The sequence below is a fragment of the Deltaproteobacteria bacterium genome, assembly GCA_019309545.1.
GTDB lineage: Bacteria > Desulfobacterota > Desulfobaccia > Desulfobaccales > Desulfobaccaceae > Desulfobacca_B.
On record JAFDGA010000002.1, the window covers coordinates 57,680 to 74,063 of the forward strand.

Sequence of the window (16,384 nt, forward strand, 5' to 3'; positions counted from 1 at the left end):
CTGGCCGTGCTAGACGGGGAGCTAGCGGTGCCCTGTAACCCGAAAACCGCTTTAGCGGGGTTGAATCCCCTCTCAGAGGATTGCAGCGTTGTTCGGCATCTGTGGACAAAGGCGGGGGGTTGGACCCCACGCAACGGACGCTTGTGAACCCCGTCAGGTCCGGGAGGAAGCAGCGGTAAGCAAGGCAGTGCGTGTCGTGGCGGATGCTAATCCGAAACCCCTTTGCCACAGCCCGAGCAATGGCGAGTTCGATGGAGGGTGCACGGCCAGTTAATTTTCGCAAACCTTTTCAAACCAACATTTGCTTTACCCCCCAGAAGGTTGGACCGAAAACTGCCAGCATATTTTCAAAAATAATTAACCTTCCTTATTGGTTGATCAATTGGGCGGATGAATCCGCCTTGATTTACTATTACCGCTGGGGATGAGGAGAGTCTACACTGAGACCCTGGTTTTTTGATCGTAAAAAGGCAGGAAGTTCAGTATCTTGACATTTGGACCAAGCGCAGTATACTAAAGCAGCTTTGGACTCCGGGACAATGATTGCAGCCCGGAGGTCAGACAGAGTTCTTGCAATGAAGACCAAGTTTATTTTTATCACCGGTGGGGTGTTATCCTCTTTGGGAAAAGGGGTGGCGGCCGCGGCCATCGGGGCCTTGCTGGAAAGCCGGGGCCTCAAGGTCAGTTTTCAGAAGCTTGATCCCTATATCAACGTTGACCCGGGAACCATGAACCCCTTCCAACACGGCGAAGTCTTTGTTACTGAGGATGGGGCCGAAACCGACCTGGATCTGGGTCATTATGAGCGCTATACCACGGTCACCATGTGCCAGGAGAATAACTATACCACCGGGAAGATCTATTATAACGTGATCAATAAGGAACGGCGGGGCGACTATTTGGGCGGCACGGTCCAGGTCATCCCTCACATTACTGATGAAATCAAGCAGGCCATTCTGAGTTTTGCCACCAATGTTGATGTTGCTATTGTTGAGATCGGTGGCACCGTCGGAGACATTGAAAGCCTGCCTTTTTTAGAGGCCATCCGCCAATTCAAGAATGACATTGGCAAGCAGAATGTCTGCTATATACATCTGACCCTGGTGCCCTATATCAAAACCGCGGGCGAAGTCAAAACCAAACCGACCCAGCACAGCGTCAAGGAACTGCGCAGCATCGGTATCCAGCCGGACATCATTCTGTGCCGCACGGAAAAGGTTCTGTCCAAGGAGATCAAGGCCAAGATCGCCCTGTTCTGCAACGTCGAGCCCGATTCGGTCATCACTGCTCAGGATGTTGACAGCATCTATGAAATCCCTCTGAACCTGAACCAGGAAGGCCTGGATGAACGGATTGTCGAGACCCTGAATATCTGGACCCGAGCCCCCCGCTTAGAGACTTGGCAGGAGTTGGTGGATCGGATCAAAAACCCTACGGATACAGTAGAGGTGGGCATTATTGGCAAATATGTCAATCTCCAGGAATCTTATAAGAGCCTGCATGAGGCCTTGGTGCATGGTGGCCTGGCCCACCAGGCGGCCACCCACCTGAACTATATTGATGCCGAGACCCTGGAGCGGGAGGGACCGGAAGCCCTGCTGGGCCATCTGCATGGCATCCTGGTGCCGGGGGGCTTTGGCTACCGCGGGGTCGAAGGCAAAATCAGCGCCATCCGGTATGCCCGGGAACAGCGGGTGCCGTTTCTGGGCATCTGTCTGGGTATGCAGTTGGCGGTGATCGAATTCGCCCGCCACGTCAATGGCCTGGCCGGAGCCCAGAGCGAGGAGTTCGACCCCCAGTCGCCCTATCCCGTCATCTATCTGATGCGCGAGTGGTTTGATTATCGACGCCAGGCCATCTGTCGTCGTGATCCCTCCTGCGACAAAGGTGGCACTATGAGGCTGGGGGCCTATCCTTGCATCCTGAAAAACGGCAATCTAGCCGCCCGGGCCTATGGGGCGGCAGAGGTGCTGGAACGCCACCGCCACCGATATGAGTTTAATAATCAATTTAAGCAGATGTTAGTGGAAAAGGGCCTGGTGATCAGCGGCACTTCCCCTAACGGCGAACTGGTCGAGATCATTGAGCTCAAGGATCATCCCTGGTTTCTCGGATGTCAATTCCACCCGGAATTCAAATCCCGGCCGATGCATCCCCATCCGTTGTTTAGCGATTTCATCCGGGCCTGTCTGGAATTCAAGCACCGGCAGGCTTCCGCCGAGAGTTTTATCTGAGCTATGGGTCATTGCGTGCCGGTCGCGGATTTTCTGGTGGGCAACGGTGACCTGGTTCTGATCGCCGGTCCCTGCGTCATTGAATCCGCTGCGCTGACTCTGGAGATCGCCTGGACGCTTAAAGACTATGCCCAACGATTGTCTCTCCCTTTAATCTTCAAGGCCTCCTTTGACAAGGCTAACCGGACCTCCGCATCATCCTACCGCGGGCCGGGGTTGGCCGTTGGTCTGGAACTCCTGGCCCGGGTGCAAGAAGAGGTAGGCCTGCCGGTGATTTCCGATGTGCATGAAGTATGGCAGGTGGAGCCGGCTGCTCAGGTCCTGGATGTACTCCAAATCCCGGCCTTCTTATGCCGGCAGACCGATCTCCTGCAGGCCGCGGCTGGGACCGGCAAACCCCTCAATATCAAAAAAGGCCAGTTCCTGGCCCCCTGGGACATGGCCCCGGTGGTAGAGAAAATCACTGCTCTTCGCCATCACCACCTGATGCTTACCGAACGGGGCACCCTGTTCGGCTATAATAATTTGGTGGTGGATTTTCGCAGTCTGCCCATTTTGCGTACCCTGGGCTATCCGGTGGTGATGGATGTTACCCATAGCGTGCAGTTACCCGGCGGGCAAGGTAGCGCTTCAGGCGGCCAGCGGGAATTCATCCCTTACCTGGCCCAGGCCGCGGTGGCGGTCGGAGTCGATGCCCTGTTTATGGAAGTGCACCCCCACCCGGAGCAGGCCCGCTGCGACGGCCCCAACTCCCTGCCTCTGAACCAGGTGTTCCGCCTGTGGCGGCATCTCCAAGAACTGCATAATTTTCAACAGCAACAGAGAAAAGAGTCAGAATGAAGCCCCTGGAGTACCCCACCGCGGTTTGGGAGCAGGCCCGCCATATTCGCCTGCTGCTGCTGGATGTGGATGGGGTGCTCACCGATGGGCGGATCATTTATACTGACTCGGGCCAGGAGATCAAGTTCTTCCATGTCCGGGATGGCCACGGCATCAAACTGGCCCAGCGGATGGGAATTGAAGTGGCCCTGATCACCGGCCGGCACTCTGAGGTGGTCAACCATCGGGCCCGGGATCTGGGTATCACCCGGATTTTCCAGGCGGTGCGGGACAAAATCGCCATTCTCCAAGAACTCCTGGAATTGCTCAAACTAGAGCCGCAACAGGTGGCGGCGATGGGCGATGATCTGGTTGACCTGGCCCTGTTCCGGCGGGTGGGCCTGGCCATCGCTGTAGCCGACGCGGTGCCGGAAGTCCAGACCGCGGCCCACTGGGTGACCTCCTTCCCGGGAGGTCGGGGCGCGGTCCGGGAGGTCTGCGAATTGCTCCTCAAAGCCCAGGGTTTCTGGAATCAATTAATCGACTAAGCCTATTGCCGGTGGTCCCCTGGCCCTCCCCTCAAATTACCCTTTTAAATTCTCGGAGTAATATCTTGGGACAAGGACAGGAAAGGCCACAGGTCCACTTACTCCCGGTTCAACATCTCCAGATTATCCTTTACAGAGCTGGTCAGAAGACAATATAATAACCCTAACCGATATGATATTTTATTAAAAATGGACAAAAACAAGTGGCTGGCCAGGAAAGGGATCAGACGAGCCATATTATTGATTATGGTGGGGGGGTTGGCATTGGGTTGGTGGACCCTGATCAGGCCCCAACCAGGGGAAAAAACCGTGACGTCGCCCACCTCTGCTCTGAAACAGCCGTCCCATATGGAAGCAATCCGGCTTACCGAAATCGAAGAGGGGGACAAGAAATGGACCCTGGTAGCCAAACAGGCTGATTACTTAAAAGACCAGAATTTGATCCGCTTGACCGACGTCCGAGTTGAGGTTTTCTGGAAAGAGGGCGGCAATATTACCTTAATCGGCAATATCGGCTATATTAATACCAAAACTCGGCAGTTGACCCTGGAAGGGGAAGTTCAAGTCCGGTTGGCAGATTATCGGTTCACTGCGCCTGAAGTGAGCTATATCCCGAAAAAGCGAGTTTTGCTCGCCACCGGCGCGGTAGACATTGAAGGGCCCCAGATAGAGGTGAAGGGTAGGGATCTCAGAGTTGAACTAGATAACAAGAAGTTGGTATTAACGGAGCACTTATTAACCCGATGTCGTTTTCCCGAAAAAATAGGGAGGCGCTAGCCCGACGCTGTTGGTGGATTATTCTGGGCCTGGTTCTGGGTCTAGCTGCAGCCGGCGCGGTAGACGCTCAAAAATCTCCCGAGCCGGAAGGGGACTTTCCCCTCAACATCACCGCGGCGCGGCTGGAAGCCGACCACCCTCGCCAGGAAGTTACCTTTATGGGTGAGGTAGTGGCTCGCTATAAGGATATGATTCTTTATAGCGATGTGCTGAAAATTTTTTATGAGACCAAAGACAAGCCAGCGGCCCCGGTAACCCGAGCTACTTCTGAAAAGCCCGCCGCGGCGGAGGGGGAATCTCCGCTTGACGCGGTCGGGATCGAAAAGATCTCCAGAATTGAGGCTCGGGGTCATGTCCGTATGGTCCAAGAGGATAAAGTGGCCACCGGCGACCAGGCGATTTATTACAAAGATGAAGAAAAGGTGGTGCTGTTGGGGCATCCCCAACTCTGGCAGGGAGAAAACCACCTGAAAGGGGAAAAGATTACTTTTTATCTGAAAGAAAATAGAGCGGTGGTCGAAGGAGCCCCCCAAAAGCGGGTCGAGGCTATCGTCTATCCCTCAGCGAAAACCACTTTACCCGGGAAACCCAAACCTTAATCCAGATCCGAAAATGGCCGAAATAAGAGAGCGGCATCAACTGTATACCCAGAAACTGACCAAAAGTTTTGGCAGCCGGACTGTAGTTAACGAGGTCTCCATCCAGGTCAAGAGTGGAGAGATTGTCGGGCTTTTGGGTCCTAACGGGGCTGGTAAGACCACCACTTTTTATATGATCGTCGGCATCCTCAAACCCGATAGTGGGGGGATCTTTTTGGATGAGGAAGACCTGTCGTCTTTGCCCATCTATCTCCGGGCCCGCAAAGGGGTCCAGTATCTCCCCCAGGAGCCTTCGGTATTTCGGAAGTTGACCGTGGCCGAGAACATCATGGCCATTCTGGAGACCCTGGAGATGGATAACGATGTCCGTCAACACCGTCTGCAGGAATTGTTGGGCGAGTTAAAAATTACCCATCTGGCTCAGAACCGGGCAGATTCCCTCTCTGGCGGTGAACGGCGGCGGGTGGAGATTACCCGGGCCCTGGTAACCTCACCCCGGTTCATTCTGTTAGACGAACCTTTTGCTGGCATTGACCCGGTGGTCTTAAACGACATCAAAAACATCATTGTCCAGCTCAAGGCGCGGGGCCTGGGGATCCTGGTTTCAGATCACAATGTCCGCGAGACCCTGGGAATCTGTGATCGGGCTTATATTCTCCATGAAGGTGTAATTCTGGAAGAAGGTCCCCCCGAGGACATTGTGGCAAGTGAGTTGGCTAAAAAGATTTACTTAGGAGAATCTTTTAGGTTATAATAAATTTGATGGCTTACAGGAACCTTAGCCAATCGGCCAGGGAGAACATCGCTCTGATAGTTATCTATGAGGAAGTGGGATAAATGGCGCTGGAGATCAAACAGAGTCTGAAACTCACCCAGCAACTGATCATGACCCCCCAGTTGCAGCAGGCCATAAAATTGCTGCAACTTTCTCGCCTGGAATTACTGGCCGCCATCAATCAAGAACTGGAGACCAATCCCATATTAGAAGAAGTCTTGTCTGAGGAAGATCAAGGATCAAAATCTTGGGAATTAGGGGAAGAAAATGTTCCTGAGAAGGGCAGCAATAATAATGAAGAGGTCCCACTTCCGGAAGTGACCGTAGAGAATCGGGTGCGGGAAGATTTTGAATGGGGAGCTTACCTGGAGGATAAAATCTCGCCTCCCATGCGGCACGAATACGAAGAGCGTGAAACCCCGTCCTTTGAAAATGTTTACCGGCAAGAAATTTCCCTGAAATCACATCTCTTGTCGCAATTACAATTGGCCGAATTTAGCGATCAGGAGAAATATCTGGGGACCCTGATTATTGGCAACCTGGACGAAGATGGTTACCTGAGGGCTACCGTAGAAGATCTTGCCCGGGAAGCTCAAGCCGACCCCGAGGAAGTGGAAGCAGTCTTAAGAGAAGTGCAGGAGTTCGATCCGGTGGGGGTGGCTGCCCGGGATCTGAAAGAGTGTCTGTTGATTCAGGTCCGCGTTCACGATTTCCAAAATCCTTTGATCGAGCCGATCATTGTCCATCACCTGCGGCACCTGGAGAATAAAAATTACCTGGCCATTGCCCAGGACTTAAAAACCACCCTGGAGGAGGTGTCCCAGGCGGTGGAACTCATTACCCAACTCGAACCCAAGCCTGGTCGCAGTTTTGATCATGCTGAGAGTCGCCATATTAATCCCGATATCTTTGTGTATAAAATGGGCGATGATTATGTGGTAACTTTAAATGATGACGGACTGCCTCGACTGCGGGTAAGTTCCTTTTATCAAGCGGCGCTGACTGGCCAGCCGGATATTCCCGAGACCACCAGGAATTACATTCAGAGCCGTCTCAAATCCGCAGTCTGGTTTATCAAAAGCATCCAGCAACGGCAAAGAACCATCTATCGGGTGAGTAAAAGTATTGTCAATTTCCAACGCCAATTTTTAGACCAAGGGATCGCCCATCTCAAACCATTAACCCTCCGCCAGGTGGCGGAAGATGTCCAATTGCATGAATCCACTATCAGTCGGGTGACTACCAATAAATACATGCATACTCCCCAGGGGGTATTTGAGCTGAAATTCTTCTTTAACAGCGGCATTACCCGAACCCACGGAGATCAGGTGGCCTCAGAAAGTGTCAAGGAGAAGATTCGCCAGATCGTCCAGTCTGAGGATGGGGAACGTCCTTATAGCGATCAAGATATTGCTGATATGCTGAAGGATTCCAATATCTTGATCGCCCGACGGACCGTGGCCAAATATCGAGAGATGTTGGGACTGCTCTCTTCCAACAAACGCAAAAAACCGACCTGGCGCAAGAATAGCGAGCCCCGGAATCCTCTATCCTGAAACACAGTCCCGGGTGGTTCTGCAGGCATTCAAAAACGGAATCTTAATTACTTGAGAAGTAATTTGTAATGGAGACAGCTTATGCAAATTTCGGTTACCTTCCGGCATGTTGACCCCTCAGAGGCCTTGAAAAATTATGCTATCAAGAAGGTCGGCAAGCTCAAAAAGTACTTGGATGGTCCGGTTGAAGCCCATGTGGTGTTGGGAACCGAGAAATTTCGCCACCAGGCAGATATTACCATTACCAGTAATAGCCTGAAAATTAAAGGCAAAGAAGAAACTGCTGATATGTACTCGGCCATCGATATGGCCATGGAGAAAATCGAAAAGCAGGTCCGACGGTTACGGGATAAGCCACGCCACAACAAGTCTTATCCGAATATCAAGACCATGGCCGCGCTGTCCGATATGCTCCCGGGGGAGATGGCTGCCGAGGACCTCCCTCCGGTGGTTCACATCGAGCAGGTCGAAGCCAAACCCATGGACCTGGAAGAGGCCATTTTGCAGCTAAATCAGGTTAATGAAGATATCCTGGTTTTCAGCAACATCCAGACCGCGGCGATAAATATTCTCTACCGCCGTCGGGATGGCAGTTATGGACTGATTGAACCCGGATTAGGCTGAGGAATTAGGCGGTTCCTGAATGAAAGTTATTGATCTATTGGATAAAAACCGCATTATCGCAGACTTGCAAGCCAGAGATAAACGGGGGGCAGTGGAGGAACTGGCGGCCACTTTAGTAACCCAAGATAAAACCTTATCCCAGGCCAAAGTGGTCGAAGTGCTGCTGGAGCGAGAACGGTTGGGGAGCACTGGTATCGGCGATAATATCGCCATTCCCCATGGCAAATTAAAAAATCTATCGCAACTGATCATCAGTTTCGGGCGCAGCCGGGAAGGCGTCAACTTTGATTCCATGGATGGCAAGCCGACCCATCTTTTTTTCCTGTTGATTGCCCCGGAAAACTCGGTAGGTGTTCATCTCCGGGCCTTAGCCAAGATTTCCCGGATGTTAAAAAACCCTAGCTTTCGGCAGAAGCTGATGGACGCCCCGGGCCCTGAAGAGATCTACCAGTTAATTGCCGAAGAGGATGCATTGCTGGGGTAGCCGATTCACCAACCAATAACCGTCAACGACAGGGCAAGCCCTCAACTAGGTTTCCCCAGGGGGTCTCTGGGCAATAAACCCACAGTTTCAGCTGGTGGTTTTTGACTCCGCAACCCATTGACATTCAGATCGAACATCCAGTGGTGATTATTACCGGCCTCTCGGGGTCGGGAAAGAGTACTGCATTGCGGGCCTTGGAGGACATCGGCTTCTTCTGTGTCGACAATCTGCCCCTGCGGCTTTTGCCTAAATTTTTACAACTACAATCCCGCGTTCACCAGGATGATTTAAAAGTGGCGCTGGTGATGGATGTTCGCACCGAGGATTTTCTTTCCCACCATGAGTCCGTCTTCCGCCGCTTGCGGGATAAAGGCTTCCATCTTTATCTAATCTTCCTCGAGGCTTCTGATGAGGTCTTGATCCGCCGTTTCAGTCAGACCCGGCGACAACATCCCCTGGCGGAACAAGAGCCCATCGTCAAGGCCTTAGAAGAAGAACGGCAGAAACTAAGCAGCTTGCGGGAAACCGCTACCCGGGTGATCGACACTTCCTTTCTCACCAGTCACCAATTGCGCGAACTGATGACCCAGGAATTTAAACACATGCCGTCCAGTCCGCGGCTGCACCTCCACCTCATCTCTTTCGGCTTCAAATATGGCCTGCCGCCCGAGGCGGACATCGTTATGGATGTCCGTTTCTTGCCCAATCCCTATTTTGTTAAGGAACTCAGTGAAATGACGGGTAATCATCCCCCGGTCCAGGACTTTGTCCTGAATAAGGAAGAGACCCGCACTTTCATAGAACGTTTTTTCCCGTTGCTGGACTATCTTCTGCCTCACTATCATAAAGAAGGCAAAACCCATCTGACCATCGCCTTAGGATGCTCTGGAGGACAACATCGGTCGGTGGTCATCACCAACGCCCTTAAAGAACATTTGAGTCAACATAATTTTCTGATTACCATAAATCACCGTGACATCTCTCGAGGATAGGAAGCTGTTGCTATGATCGGAGTTCTGATCGTTACTCATCATCCCCTGGCGGAGGCGTTGTTATCAACCTGTGATCTGATCCTGGGCCATCTGGACAGAGTCTTGGCCGTTTCTCTAGATCCCGGTGCTGCCCCAGAAAATTCCCGCCGACAGATAGCCGAGGCCATGGCCCAGATTAATGATGGTCAGGGTGTTCTGATACTTACCGACATGTTTGGCGGGACTCCGTCCAATCTAAGCCTGTCGTTTCTCAAAAATGGTCAGATAGAGGTAGTTACCGGAGTCAATCTGCCCATGCTGATGCAATTGGCCCAGATTCGTCAGGCTGCCAATCTGAACCTGCATGAGGCCGCGCTGGCCCTGAAGCAATCCGGTCAGCGAGGCATCTCGGTAGCCAGCGAAGTGCTTTCCCAGAAATGACCGGAGTCATTCCGGTAGCCTTTCGACCAGCCACAGCCTCAGATGTGGACGCCATCTGGGCGATCGAACAGGTATCCTTTCCCAGTCCCTGGCCACGTTTTAGCTTTTGGGAAGAACTGCGGAACCCTATTTCTCATGTCTTGGTAGCCGGTTCGCCGCCTTATTCAGAGGAGATCTGGGGTTATGTGGTTTACTGGCTGGTGGCGGATGAAATGCATATCCTTAACCTGGCGGTCCACCCGGCATACCGCCGTCAAGGCATTGCCCGCCGCTTGCTCCAGGAGGCATTGCATCGGGCCCGGGGCCTGGGGGCCAGGCAGGCCTGGCTGGAGGTGCGTCCCTCGAACCAGGCAGCCCAGTCACTCTATCATTCCCTCGGTTTCAAGCCCGTAGCCACCCGCAAACGTTATTATCACAATACCGGAGAAGATGCCCTTATTCTGGCTTTAATCTGGGAATAAGCGATTCTGATTATTTCTCTTTGGCGCCGATTAAAAAACTGGAATTTTCGTTGATCCGCCTGAGCTCGGGAGGACTGAAGCCAGCTGCTTGCATCCAGTCAGCCACTTCGGAATGTTTATAGGCCCGGCCCGCCGCGGTTACCGCCAGCATATGGACCCCGAACAGGGCGGCGCTCAACGGGGAATAGCCATCATCATTAAGGAAAAAGTCCACTACCGCTAGCTGGCCCCCCGGCATCAGGGCCTTGGCCGCCTTGCCGATCAGGAACTGACACTGGGCCTCACTGTGGCTGTGGAGAATGTTGGCCATCCAGATGAAGTCGTAGCCCTGGCCGATGTCGTCTTTAAGGAAGTTCCCCGCTCTGGTCTGGATCCGCTCATCGACCCCATGACGGCGAATGTTCTCTTGGGCAATGGTAATGGGCCGGGGAAGGTCGAACACGGTAGCCCGGAGGTGGGGGTAGCGCTGGACAAAGGCAATAGCATAAGTGCCTGGACCGCCGCCCAGATCCAGCAGATTGGCCACCTGGGAAAGATCCAGTTGGGCCAGCGCCGCCGGTACCTGATCGCGAGCCACCGCCTCCATCCCCCAGATGAAATCGTCAATTTCCTCCTCGCGGGCCTCATCATGAACCTCGACCCATCGGGCCGGATCAATATCCCGGGGCGAACCGGTGACCACCACTGGCCCCAGGTCAGACCAGCCTTCCCAGGTATGGTGCAGATGCTTGAAAATTGCCCCGCGATAGTTTTCGTGACCGGCCACCAGGTAACGCTCGGCCAATTCGCCATTGCGGAAGGCTTCGCCCTCTTTGACCAAAATGCCCAAGCCGGTCAGGGCATTGAGCACCATCTCCAGAGCCCGGGCATTGACCTTTAACCGTTCCGCCAGATCCTGAACCACGGCCGGAAACGACAGATGACTGAAGACCTCCAGATCACAGGCCACCATGAATATTTTCGAGGCCTGGAAGCCCCGGGCTAGGCGCATCAGCTCCTCAAATCCCCTGCAGCGCTCATCTACCATTATTTTTGTCCTGGTCAGACTTGATTTGCTCTATCCGGCAGCTCCCGGCGCCGGTTTTACCGCTCAGTCAGGTGCGGAACCCCAATTTGGGGAGAATCACGGCATTGAGAATAACCCACCCGCCGATGATGATCGGTAATATAATGATACTTTTCATTCCATTCATCCCTTGCTTAGGTTAGTTCATGATCTTATCAAAATTTGGCCGCGGCTATTTTTCCCGATCATGATTGATTGATTTTGCAATGTTTTTATGCTAGCTATTTTCATTCCAAAGTCAAGCCCCGATGAGTGGAATTTTACCCACCGCGCTGCTGGGCCTTCTGAACCTTGGCCCAGGTATCCCGCAAGGTCACCGTCCGATTGAATATGGGGGCACCGGCGGTGGCATCAACCGGATCCACGCAGAAATAGCCCAATCGCTCGAACTGATAGAAACTTCCAGGGGTAGCGGCGGCCAGACTCGGTTCCAGCTGGGCTGCGGCGATGATCTCCAACGAATTCGGGTTTAAACAGGCCCTAAAATCGCCATCCTGAACCTCGCCCGGGTTGGGTTTGGAAAACAGCCGATCATAGAGACGGACTTCGGCCGGAAAGGCGTGGGCCACCGACACCCAGTGCAAGGTAGCCTTGACCGGCCGCCCATCCGGGGCATAACCACCACGGGTTTGCGGATCATAGGTACAGCGCAATTCGATGATTTCCCCGGTTCGCTCATCTTTAATCACCTCTGTACATTTAATGAAATAAGCGTATCTCAGGCGGACTTCCCGTCCCGGGGCCAGCCGGTAGAACTTTTTCGGGGGGTCTTCCATAAAATCATCGCGTTCGATGTAAAGCACCCGGGAAAAGGGCACCCGCCGGGTCCCCATGCTGGGATCCTCGGGGTTGTTGATGGCCTCTAATTCTTCCACCCGGTCCGCGGGATAGTTGTCGATGACCACCCGCAAGGGCCGCAGGACTACCATCACCCGCGGGGCCCGTTTGTTCAAATCCTCCCGAACGCAGTATTCCAAAAGTTCCAGGTCCACCAGATTTTCCCTTTTGCCGACGCCGATGCGCTCACAAAAGTTGCGGATGGATTCAGGGCTGAAGCCCCGTCGGCGCATCCCCGCCAGGGTGGGCATGCGGGGGTCGTTCCAGCCACTGACATAACCCTCGTTCACCAGTTGTAGCAGCTTGCGCTTACTCAGCACCGTGTAAGTGAGATTGAGACGGGCGAACTCGATCTGCTGCGGATGACATTCGACTTCCAGTTCATCCAGAATCCAGTCATACAGGATGCGGTTGTCTTCAAATTCCAGGGTGCAGAGCGAATGGGTGATGCCTTCCAGGGAATCTGACAGGCAATGGGCAAAATCATACAGGGGATAAATACACCACCTATCGCCGGTACGGTGATGGGAGGCATGTAATATCCGATACAGCACCGGGTCCCGCATATGGAGATTGGGATGGCTCATGTCAATTTTGGCGCGCAGCACATGGGTTCCCTCTGGGAATTCCCCGGCCCGCATGCGCTCCAATAAATTCAGATTTTCCGCAATCGTACGGTTCCGATAGGGGCTGTCCCGCCCCGGCTCGGTCAAGGTGCCGCGGTACCGTCGGATCTGCTCCGGGCTCAAGCTGCAAACATAGGCCTTGCCAGCTTTGACTAACTGCACGGCATATTGATAGAGCTGCTCAAAGTAATCCGAGGCGTAAAACAGCCGATCCCCCCAATCGAATCCCAGCCAGCGGACGTCCGCCTTAATTGATTCCACATATTCCATTTCCTCTTTGCTGGGGTTGGTATCGTCAAATCGCAGGTTGCAGACCCCGCCGAATTCCTTTGCCAGACCGAAGTTCAGGCAGATGGATTTGGCGTGCCCGATATGCAGGTAGCCGTTCGGTTCCGGGGGAAATCGGGTTACCACCCGGCCCTGATTCTTATTGGCCTTCAGATCTGCGGCAATGATCTGGCGAATAAAGTTGGTGGGTGGATTTTGATCGGGGGTGGTCATTTCGCCATATTCCTCTGAAGACGATTTATTATTGCCATTGCTGGGCCTGGGGCTGGTTAGCCCCTTATTATCTCTTGGTCTTAATTAATCGAGTAAATATTTCTTTATTAATATTTTAACAAACTAGCCTTGTTGCCGCCAGCCCCGGGAAAAGGCTGGCCTTGTCAGAGCTAACCATAGAATATGTTGCCGATCCCCTAAAGCACCACAAGCTGATCAACTTTCGGTGAGAAGGATCAGGAACTTACCCCATTATCCCCGCCCCCGCGCCGGGGGAGAAAAATATCGGATTTTCGGATGGAAAGCCTCTGGCTGCCGTGGGGAGGTGATGCAGTCCAGCAGCCCTAAACACTTGCAGGCCGTGTTAAAAATCACTGGCTGGGTTACTCCCGAAACCGATTGACCAGGTGGACGGGCACCGGGGAGTTTTTGATCACCTTTTCGGCGCTGGGATAGCTGCCATAGGCCGGGAAAAGGAACATTAATTGACCCCGAATTAAGCAAGATTCATTGTCTCCGGGTAGAAAAAAAACTGTCTCAGAAGATAACACATTCCTCCGGTTATGGAAGTTTTTTGTCTAGCGATTAATTTTTTTAGGCTGGGTATCAGGCCGAACCCAGGTTATAATCTCCAATCATGTCTAAGCAATTAAGCTTTTAGGGATTTTATCACTGTTTGCCGGAAATTCCATGGCGTATCGATTCCTCGCCGAGGTCATTGTCATAATCCACTTGGCCTTTGTGGTTTTCGTCCTTCTGGGTGGATTTCTGGTCCTTAAATCAAAGCGAGCCGCCTGGCTGCACTTGCCCGCGGTGCTGTGGGCGGCGGCAGTTGAATTTACCGGTTGGGTCTGTCCGCTCACGCCCCTGGAGAACTGGCTGCGCCAGCAGGCTGGGGGGGCGGCGTACCATTCCGGCTTTGTGGCCCACTATCTGCTTCCCTGCCTGTATCCGACCTTTTTGACCCGTCACCTACAGATCCTTCTTGGCTGTATGGTCTTGGCGCTCAACTTGGTTATCTATGGCTGGGTGACAAAAAAGGCGGCCTGAGATCAGCATCTTGATCCCCTTAGGATCGCCTTGCCATATATCGGGCAATGGGGTAAAATCCATATATGAAAATACTTTTTGGTTTTTCTCTGCGACTGTTCATCGCCTTTATCACCGCCAAGCTAGTTCTGCGGCTCATCGGGCAGGACGATACCACCTATCTGGTTGGATTAACTATATTTTTTATTGGCAATACCTATCTCTTTGATCTTTTGGAATATAAAAGCAAACTTCCCATCGACCTGATGGGATATAAAAACAAGCCGCGGGCTGGCCGCCGCCGTGACCAAGATCAACCGGACCAAGGGTCGACTTCCGGATCCGAATCCAGTTCCTCATATCTATCTCCTCCCGAGGGCAGGCAGTGACCGAAGCGCAAATGCCGTTTCTGCAGCATCTGGAGGAGTTGCGCCGTCGACTGATCATTTCGCTGATCGCCCTAATTATTGGCATGGCCGTGGCTTGGCCCTTTTCGCTTTCCGCTCTGCGGGTCATCCAACGTCCCCTAACCCAGCCCTCCCTGATCAAGCAGGTGCACCATTCCCTGACCACCCTGGTAAAGGAGAAATTTCCGGACCTTGCCGAGCGTTTTAATATCGACCCCCCGGAACTGGCCGTCGCCTCTCGTAAGCTTAATTATATGGCCCCCTTAGAGCCTTTTTTTGTCCAGATGAAGATTGCTCTGATCCTGGGAATTGTGCTCTCTTTGCCAGTCATTCTCTACCAGGTCTGGCTGTTCATTTCCCCCGGCTTGCATGCCCATGAGAAAAGATATGTCTACCTCTTTGTACCCATCGGGACCTTGGCCTTTATTCTGGGTGACCTGTTTTTCCTCTATCTGGTTTGGCCGGTAATCGTCGCTTTCTCATTGGCTTATGAAAGTGAGACGCTCTTTGCCATGCTCAATCTGAGCCAGTATGTCAACTTCAGTCTGCGCCTGCTATTGCTTTTCGGTCTGGTCTTCGAATTGCCCCTGATCCTGCTGGTGTTGGCCCGCATTGGCCTGGTGAGGGCGGAGTTTCTGGCCAGACATCGGCGGGTGGCGATTCTGCTCAGTGCCGTAGTGGCGGCCTTCCATGCCGATGTCATGACCATGATCATGATAGCCCTGCCGCTTTATGGCATGTATGAGCTCAGTATTGTGGTGGTGCGGCTCTTAGGCGGCCCCCATAGCCGGGCGGCGGGTATCGAAAACCCCCCGGAGTCAACCTCCAAGCATTCTTGAGCCAGCAACCCCCGCGGCTTTACCTTAGTTCTTTAAATTACAATATCTTGGATTGACCCTAAATCGGCTCAGGTTTAGGGAAGAACCCGGAGACCGGGCAACACTTTATTTTTATTGTTTATCTTTAGGAGTTGAGTTAAGGATGACCATGTTTTCCATGGCTGGCCTGCCCCCATGATTTTTTTCTTGACACAGAGTTTGAGAATTTTGTAACATTCACCTTCAGTTGATATTTAGAGAGTATCGGACATGAAGTTAAAAGAATTCTTAATTCAACATGAAGTGGCCATCGTGAAAAGGTGGGCTGACTTCATCTTTGGAACTTACCCTGCGGAAACCACCCAGTTTCTAAAGAAGGAGAAGAACCGCTTTGATAATCCCGTAGCCTATCAGGTCAACGAAGGGTTAAAGGGCCTATATAAAGCCCTGGTTCACGACATGGAGGCGGAGGAATTAAATAAACATCTGGACGAAATCATCCGCATCCGGGCTATCCAAGATTTTTCTCCGGCTCAGGCCGTGGCCTTTATCTTTTTGCTCAAAAATGTGATACGGGAGCAGTTCCAGGAGCATTTTAAGGGAGAAGTTCGTATCGATCAGCTCTCCCAGGACTGTTTTGAATTTGAATCCCGTATAGATGGCTTGGCCCTGCTCGGCTTTAACGTCTATATGAACCGCCGGGAGCAGTTACACAAGATTAGATTGGAAGAGGTGAGGAATAAGGTAAGCGGTTTATTACGCAGAACCGGGATGACCATCGACTATCATTAGCCCAAACGTCTAACCATAG

Annotated in this window: 18 protein-coding genes and 1 other RNA gene; 17 read left to right on the forward strand and 2 right to left on the reverse strand. The window is 52.7% G+C overall.

The features are described from left to right. Positions 1-4: 4 nt before the first annotated feature. The 13 genes from ffs (at position 5) to rimI (ending at position 10,289) form a co-directional block, all read left to right on the forward strand. Positions 5-266, forward strand: an RNA gene (gene ffs, locus JRG72_00945) — signal recognition particle sRNA large type. 309 nt (positions 267-575) lie between these two features. Next, positions 576-2,234, forward strand: coding sequence for a CTP synthase (locus tag JRG72_00950; GenBank protein MBW2133788.1), 1,659 nt, complete (start codon positions 576-578; stop codon positions 2,232-2,234). A gap of 3 nt (positions 2,235-2,237) precedes the next feature. Next, positions 2,238-3,074, forward strand: coding sequence for a 3-deoxy-8-phosphooctulonate synthase (kdsA, locus tag JRG72_00955; GenBank protein MBW2133789.1), 837 nt, complete (start codon positions 2,238-2,240; stop codon positions 3,072-3,074). Continuing rightward, positions 3,071-3,601: an HAD-IIIA family hydrolase gene (locus JRG72_00960; GenBank protein ID MBW2133790.1), complete on the forward strand. Its 531-nt coding sequence runs from the start codon at positions 3,071-3,073 to the stop codon at positions 3,599-3,601. Before kdsA ends, JRG72_00960 begins: the two co-directional genes overlap by 4 nt. Before the next feature lie 189 nt (positions 3,602-3,790). Next, complete coding sequence (lptC, locus tag JRG72_00965; protein ID MBW2133791.1) at positions 3,791-4,378, forward strand: LPS export ABC transporter periplasmic protein LptC; 588 nt, start codon at positions 3,791-3,793, stop codon at positions 4,376-4,378. After that, on the forward strand, positions 4,345-4,977 hold the full coding sequence (locus JRG72_00970) for a hypothetical protein (GenBank protein ID MBW2133792.1): 633 nt from the start codon (positions 4,345-4,347) through the stop codon (positions 4,975-4,977). Before lptC ends, JRG72_00970 begins: the two co-directional genes overlap by 34 nt. Positions 4,978-4,990: 13 nt before the next feature. Beyond that, a complete protein-coding gene (gene lptB, locus JRG72_00975; GenBank protein MBW2133793.1) occupies positions 4,991-5,731 on the forward strand; it encodes an LPS export ABC transporter ATP-binding protein in 741 nt (246 codons plus the stop codon). Between the two features lie 83 nt (positions 5,732-5,814). After that, a complete protein-coding gene (gene rpoN / locus JRG72_00980) occupies positions 5,815-7,308 on the forward strand; it encodes an RNA polymerase factor sigma-54 (protein ID MBW2133794.1) in 1,494 nt (497 codons plus the stop codon). Between the two features lie 81 nt (positions 7,309-7,389). Beyond that, the gene (gene raiA, locus JRG72_00985) at positions 7,390-7,932 is read left to right on the forward strand and encodes a ribosome-associated translation inhibitor RaiA (GenBank protein MBW2133795.1); all 543 of its coding nucleotides are present in this window, start codon (positions 7,390-7,392) and stop codon (positions 7,930-7,932) included. A 19-nt stretch (positions 7,933-7,951) separates the two neighbouring features. Beyond that, the gene (locus JRG72_00990) at positions 7,952-8,416 is read left to right on the forward strand and encodes a PTS sugar transporter subunit IIA (protein MBW2133796.1); all 465 of its coding nucleotides are present in this window, start codon (positions 7,952-7,954) and stop codon (positions 8,414-8,416) included. A 116-nt stretch (positions 8,417-8,532) separates the two neighbouring features. Beyond that, positions 8,533-9,408: an RNase adapter RapZ gene (gene rapZ / locus JRG72_00995; GenBank protein ID MBW2133797.1), complete on the forward strand. Its 876-nt coding sequence runs from the start codon at positions 8,533-8,535 to the stop codon at positions 9,406-9,408. Positions 9,409-9,420: 12 nt separating this feature from the next. After that, positions 9,421-9,828: a PTS fructose transporter subunit IIA gene (locus JRG72_01000; protein ID MBW2133798.1), complete on the forward strand. Its 408-nt coding sequence runs from the start codon at positions 9,421-9,423 to the stop codon at positions 9,826-9,828. Next, positions 9,825-10,289, forward strand: a complete 465-nt coding sequence (gene rimI, locus JRG72_01005) for a ribosomal protein S18-alanine N-acetyltransferase (protein ID MBW2133799.1) — start codon at positions 9,825-9,827, stop codon at positions 10,287-10,289. The genes JRG72_01000 and rimI overlap by 4 nt, the downstream gene beginning before the upstream one ends. Positions 10,290-10,299: 10 nt before the next feature. Here rimI and JRG72_01010 read toward each other — a convergent pair whose 3' ends face one another. After that, entirely contained in the window at positions 10,300-11,316 is a 1,017-nt protein-coding gene (locus tag JRG72_01010; protein ID MBW2133800.1) for a methyltransferase, read from the reverse strand. 299 nt (positions 11,317-11,615) lie between these two features. After that, positions 11,616-13,319, reverse strand: a complete 1,704-nt coding sequence (locus JRG72_01015) for a glutamine--tRNA ligase/YqeY domain fusion protein (GenBank protein ID MBW2133801.1) — start codon at positions 13,317-13,319, stop codon at positions 11,616-11,618. A gap of 690 nt (positions 13,320-14,009) precedes the next feature. On the opposite strand from JRG72_01015, the gene JRG72_01020 reads away from it, so the two are divergent. From JRG72_01020 to JRG72_01035, 4 genes are all read left to right on the forward strand, one after another. Beyond that, positions 14,010-14,369 (forward strand): DUF2784 domain-containing protein, encoded by a 360-nt coding sequence (locus JRG72_01020; GenBank protein MBW2133802.1) that lies wholly within the window; start codon positions 14,010-14,012, stop codon positions 14,367-14,369. 65 nt (positions 14,370-14,434) lie between these two features. Beyond that, the gene (locus JRG72_01025; protein MBW2133803.1) at positions 14,435-14,737 is read left to right on the forward strand and encodes a hypothetical protein; all 303 of its coding nucleotides are present in this window, start codon (positions 14,435-14,437) and stop codon (positions 14,735-14,737) included. An 11-nt stretch (positions 14,738-14,748) separates the two neighbouring features. Then, on the forward strand, positions 14,749-15,594 hold the full coding sequence (tatC, locus tag JRG72_01030) for a twin-arginine translocase subunit TatC (GenBank protein ID MBW2133804.1): 846 nt from the start codon (positions 14,749-14,751) through the stop codon (positions 15,592-15,594). A gap of 249 nt (positions 15,595-15,843) precedes the next feature. Beyond that, positions 15,844-16,365 carry an RsbRD N-terminal domain-containing protein gene (locus JRG72_01035; GenBank protein MBW2133805.1) on the forward strand — a complete coding sequence of 174 codons (522 nt, stop codon included), beginning with the start codon at positions 15,844-15,846 and terminating at the stop codon, positions 16,363-16,365. Positions 16,366-16,384 lie beyond the last annotated feature (19 nt).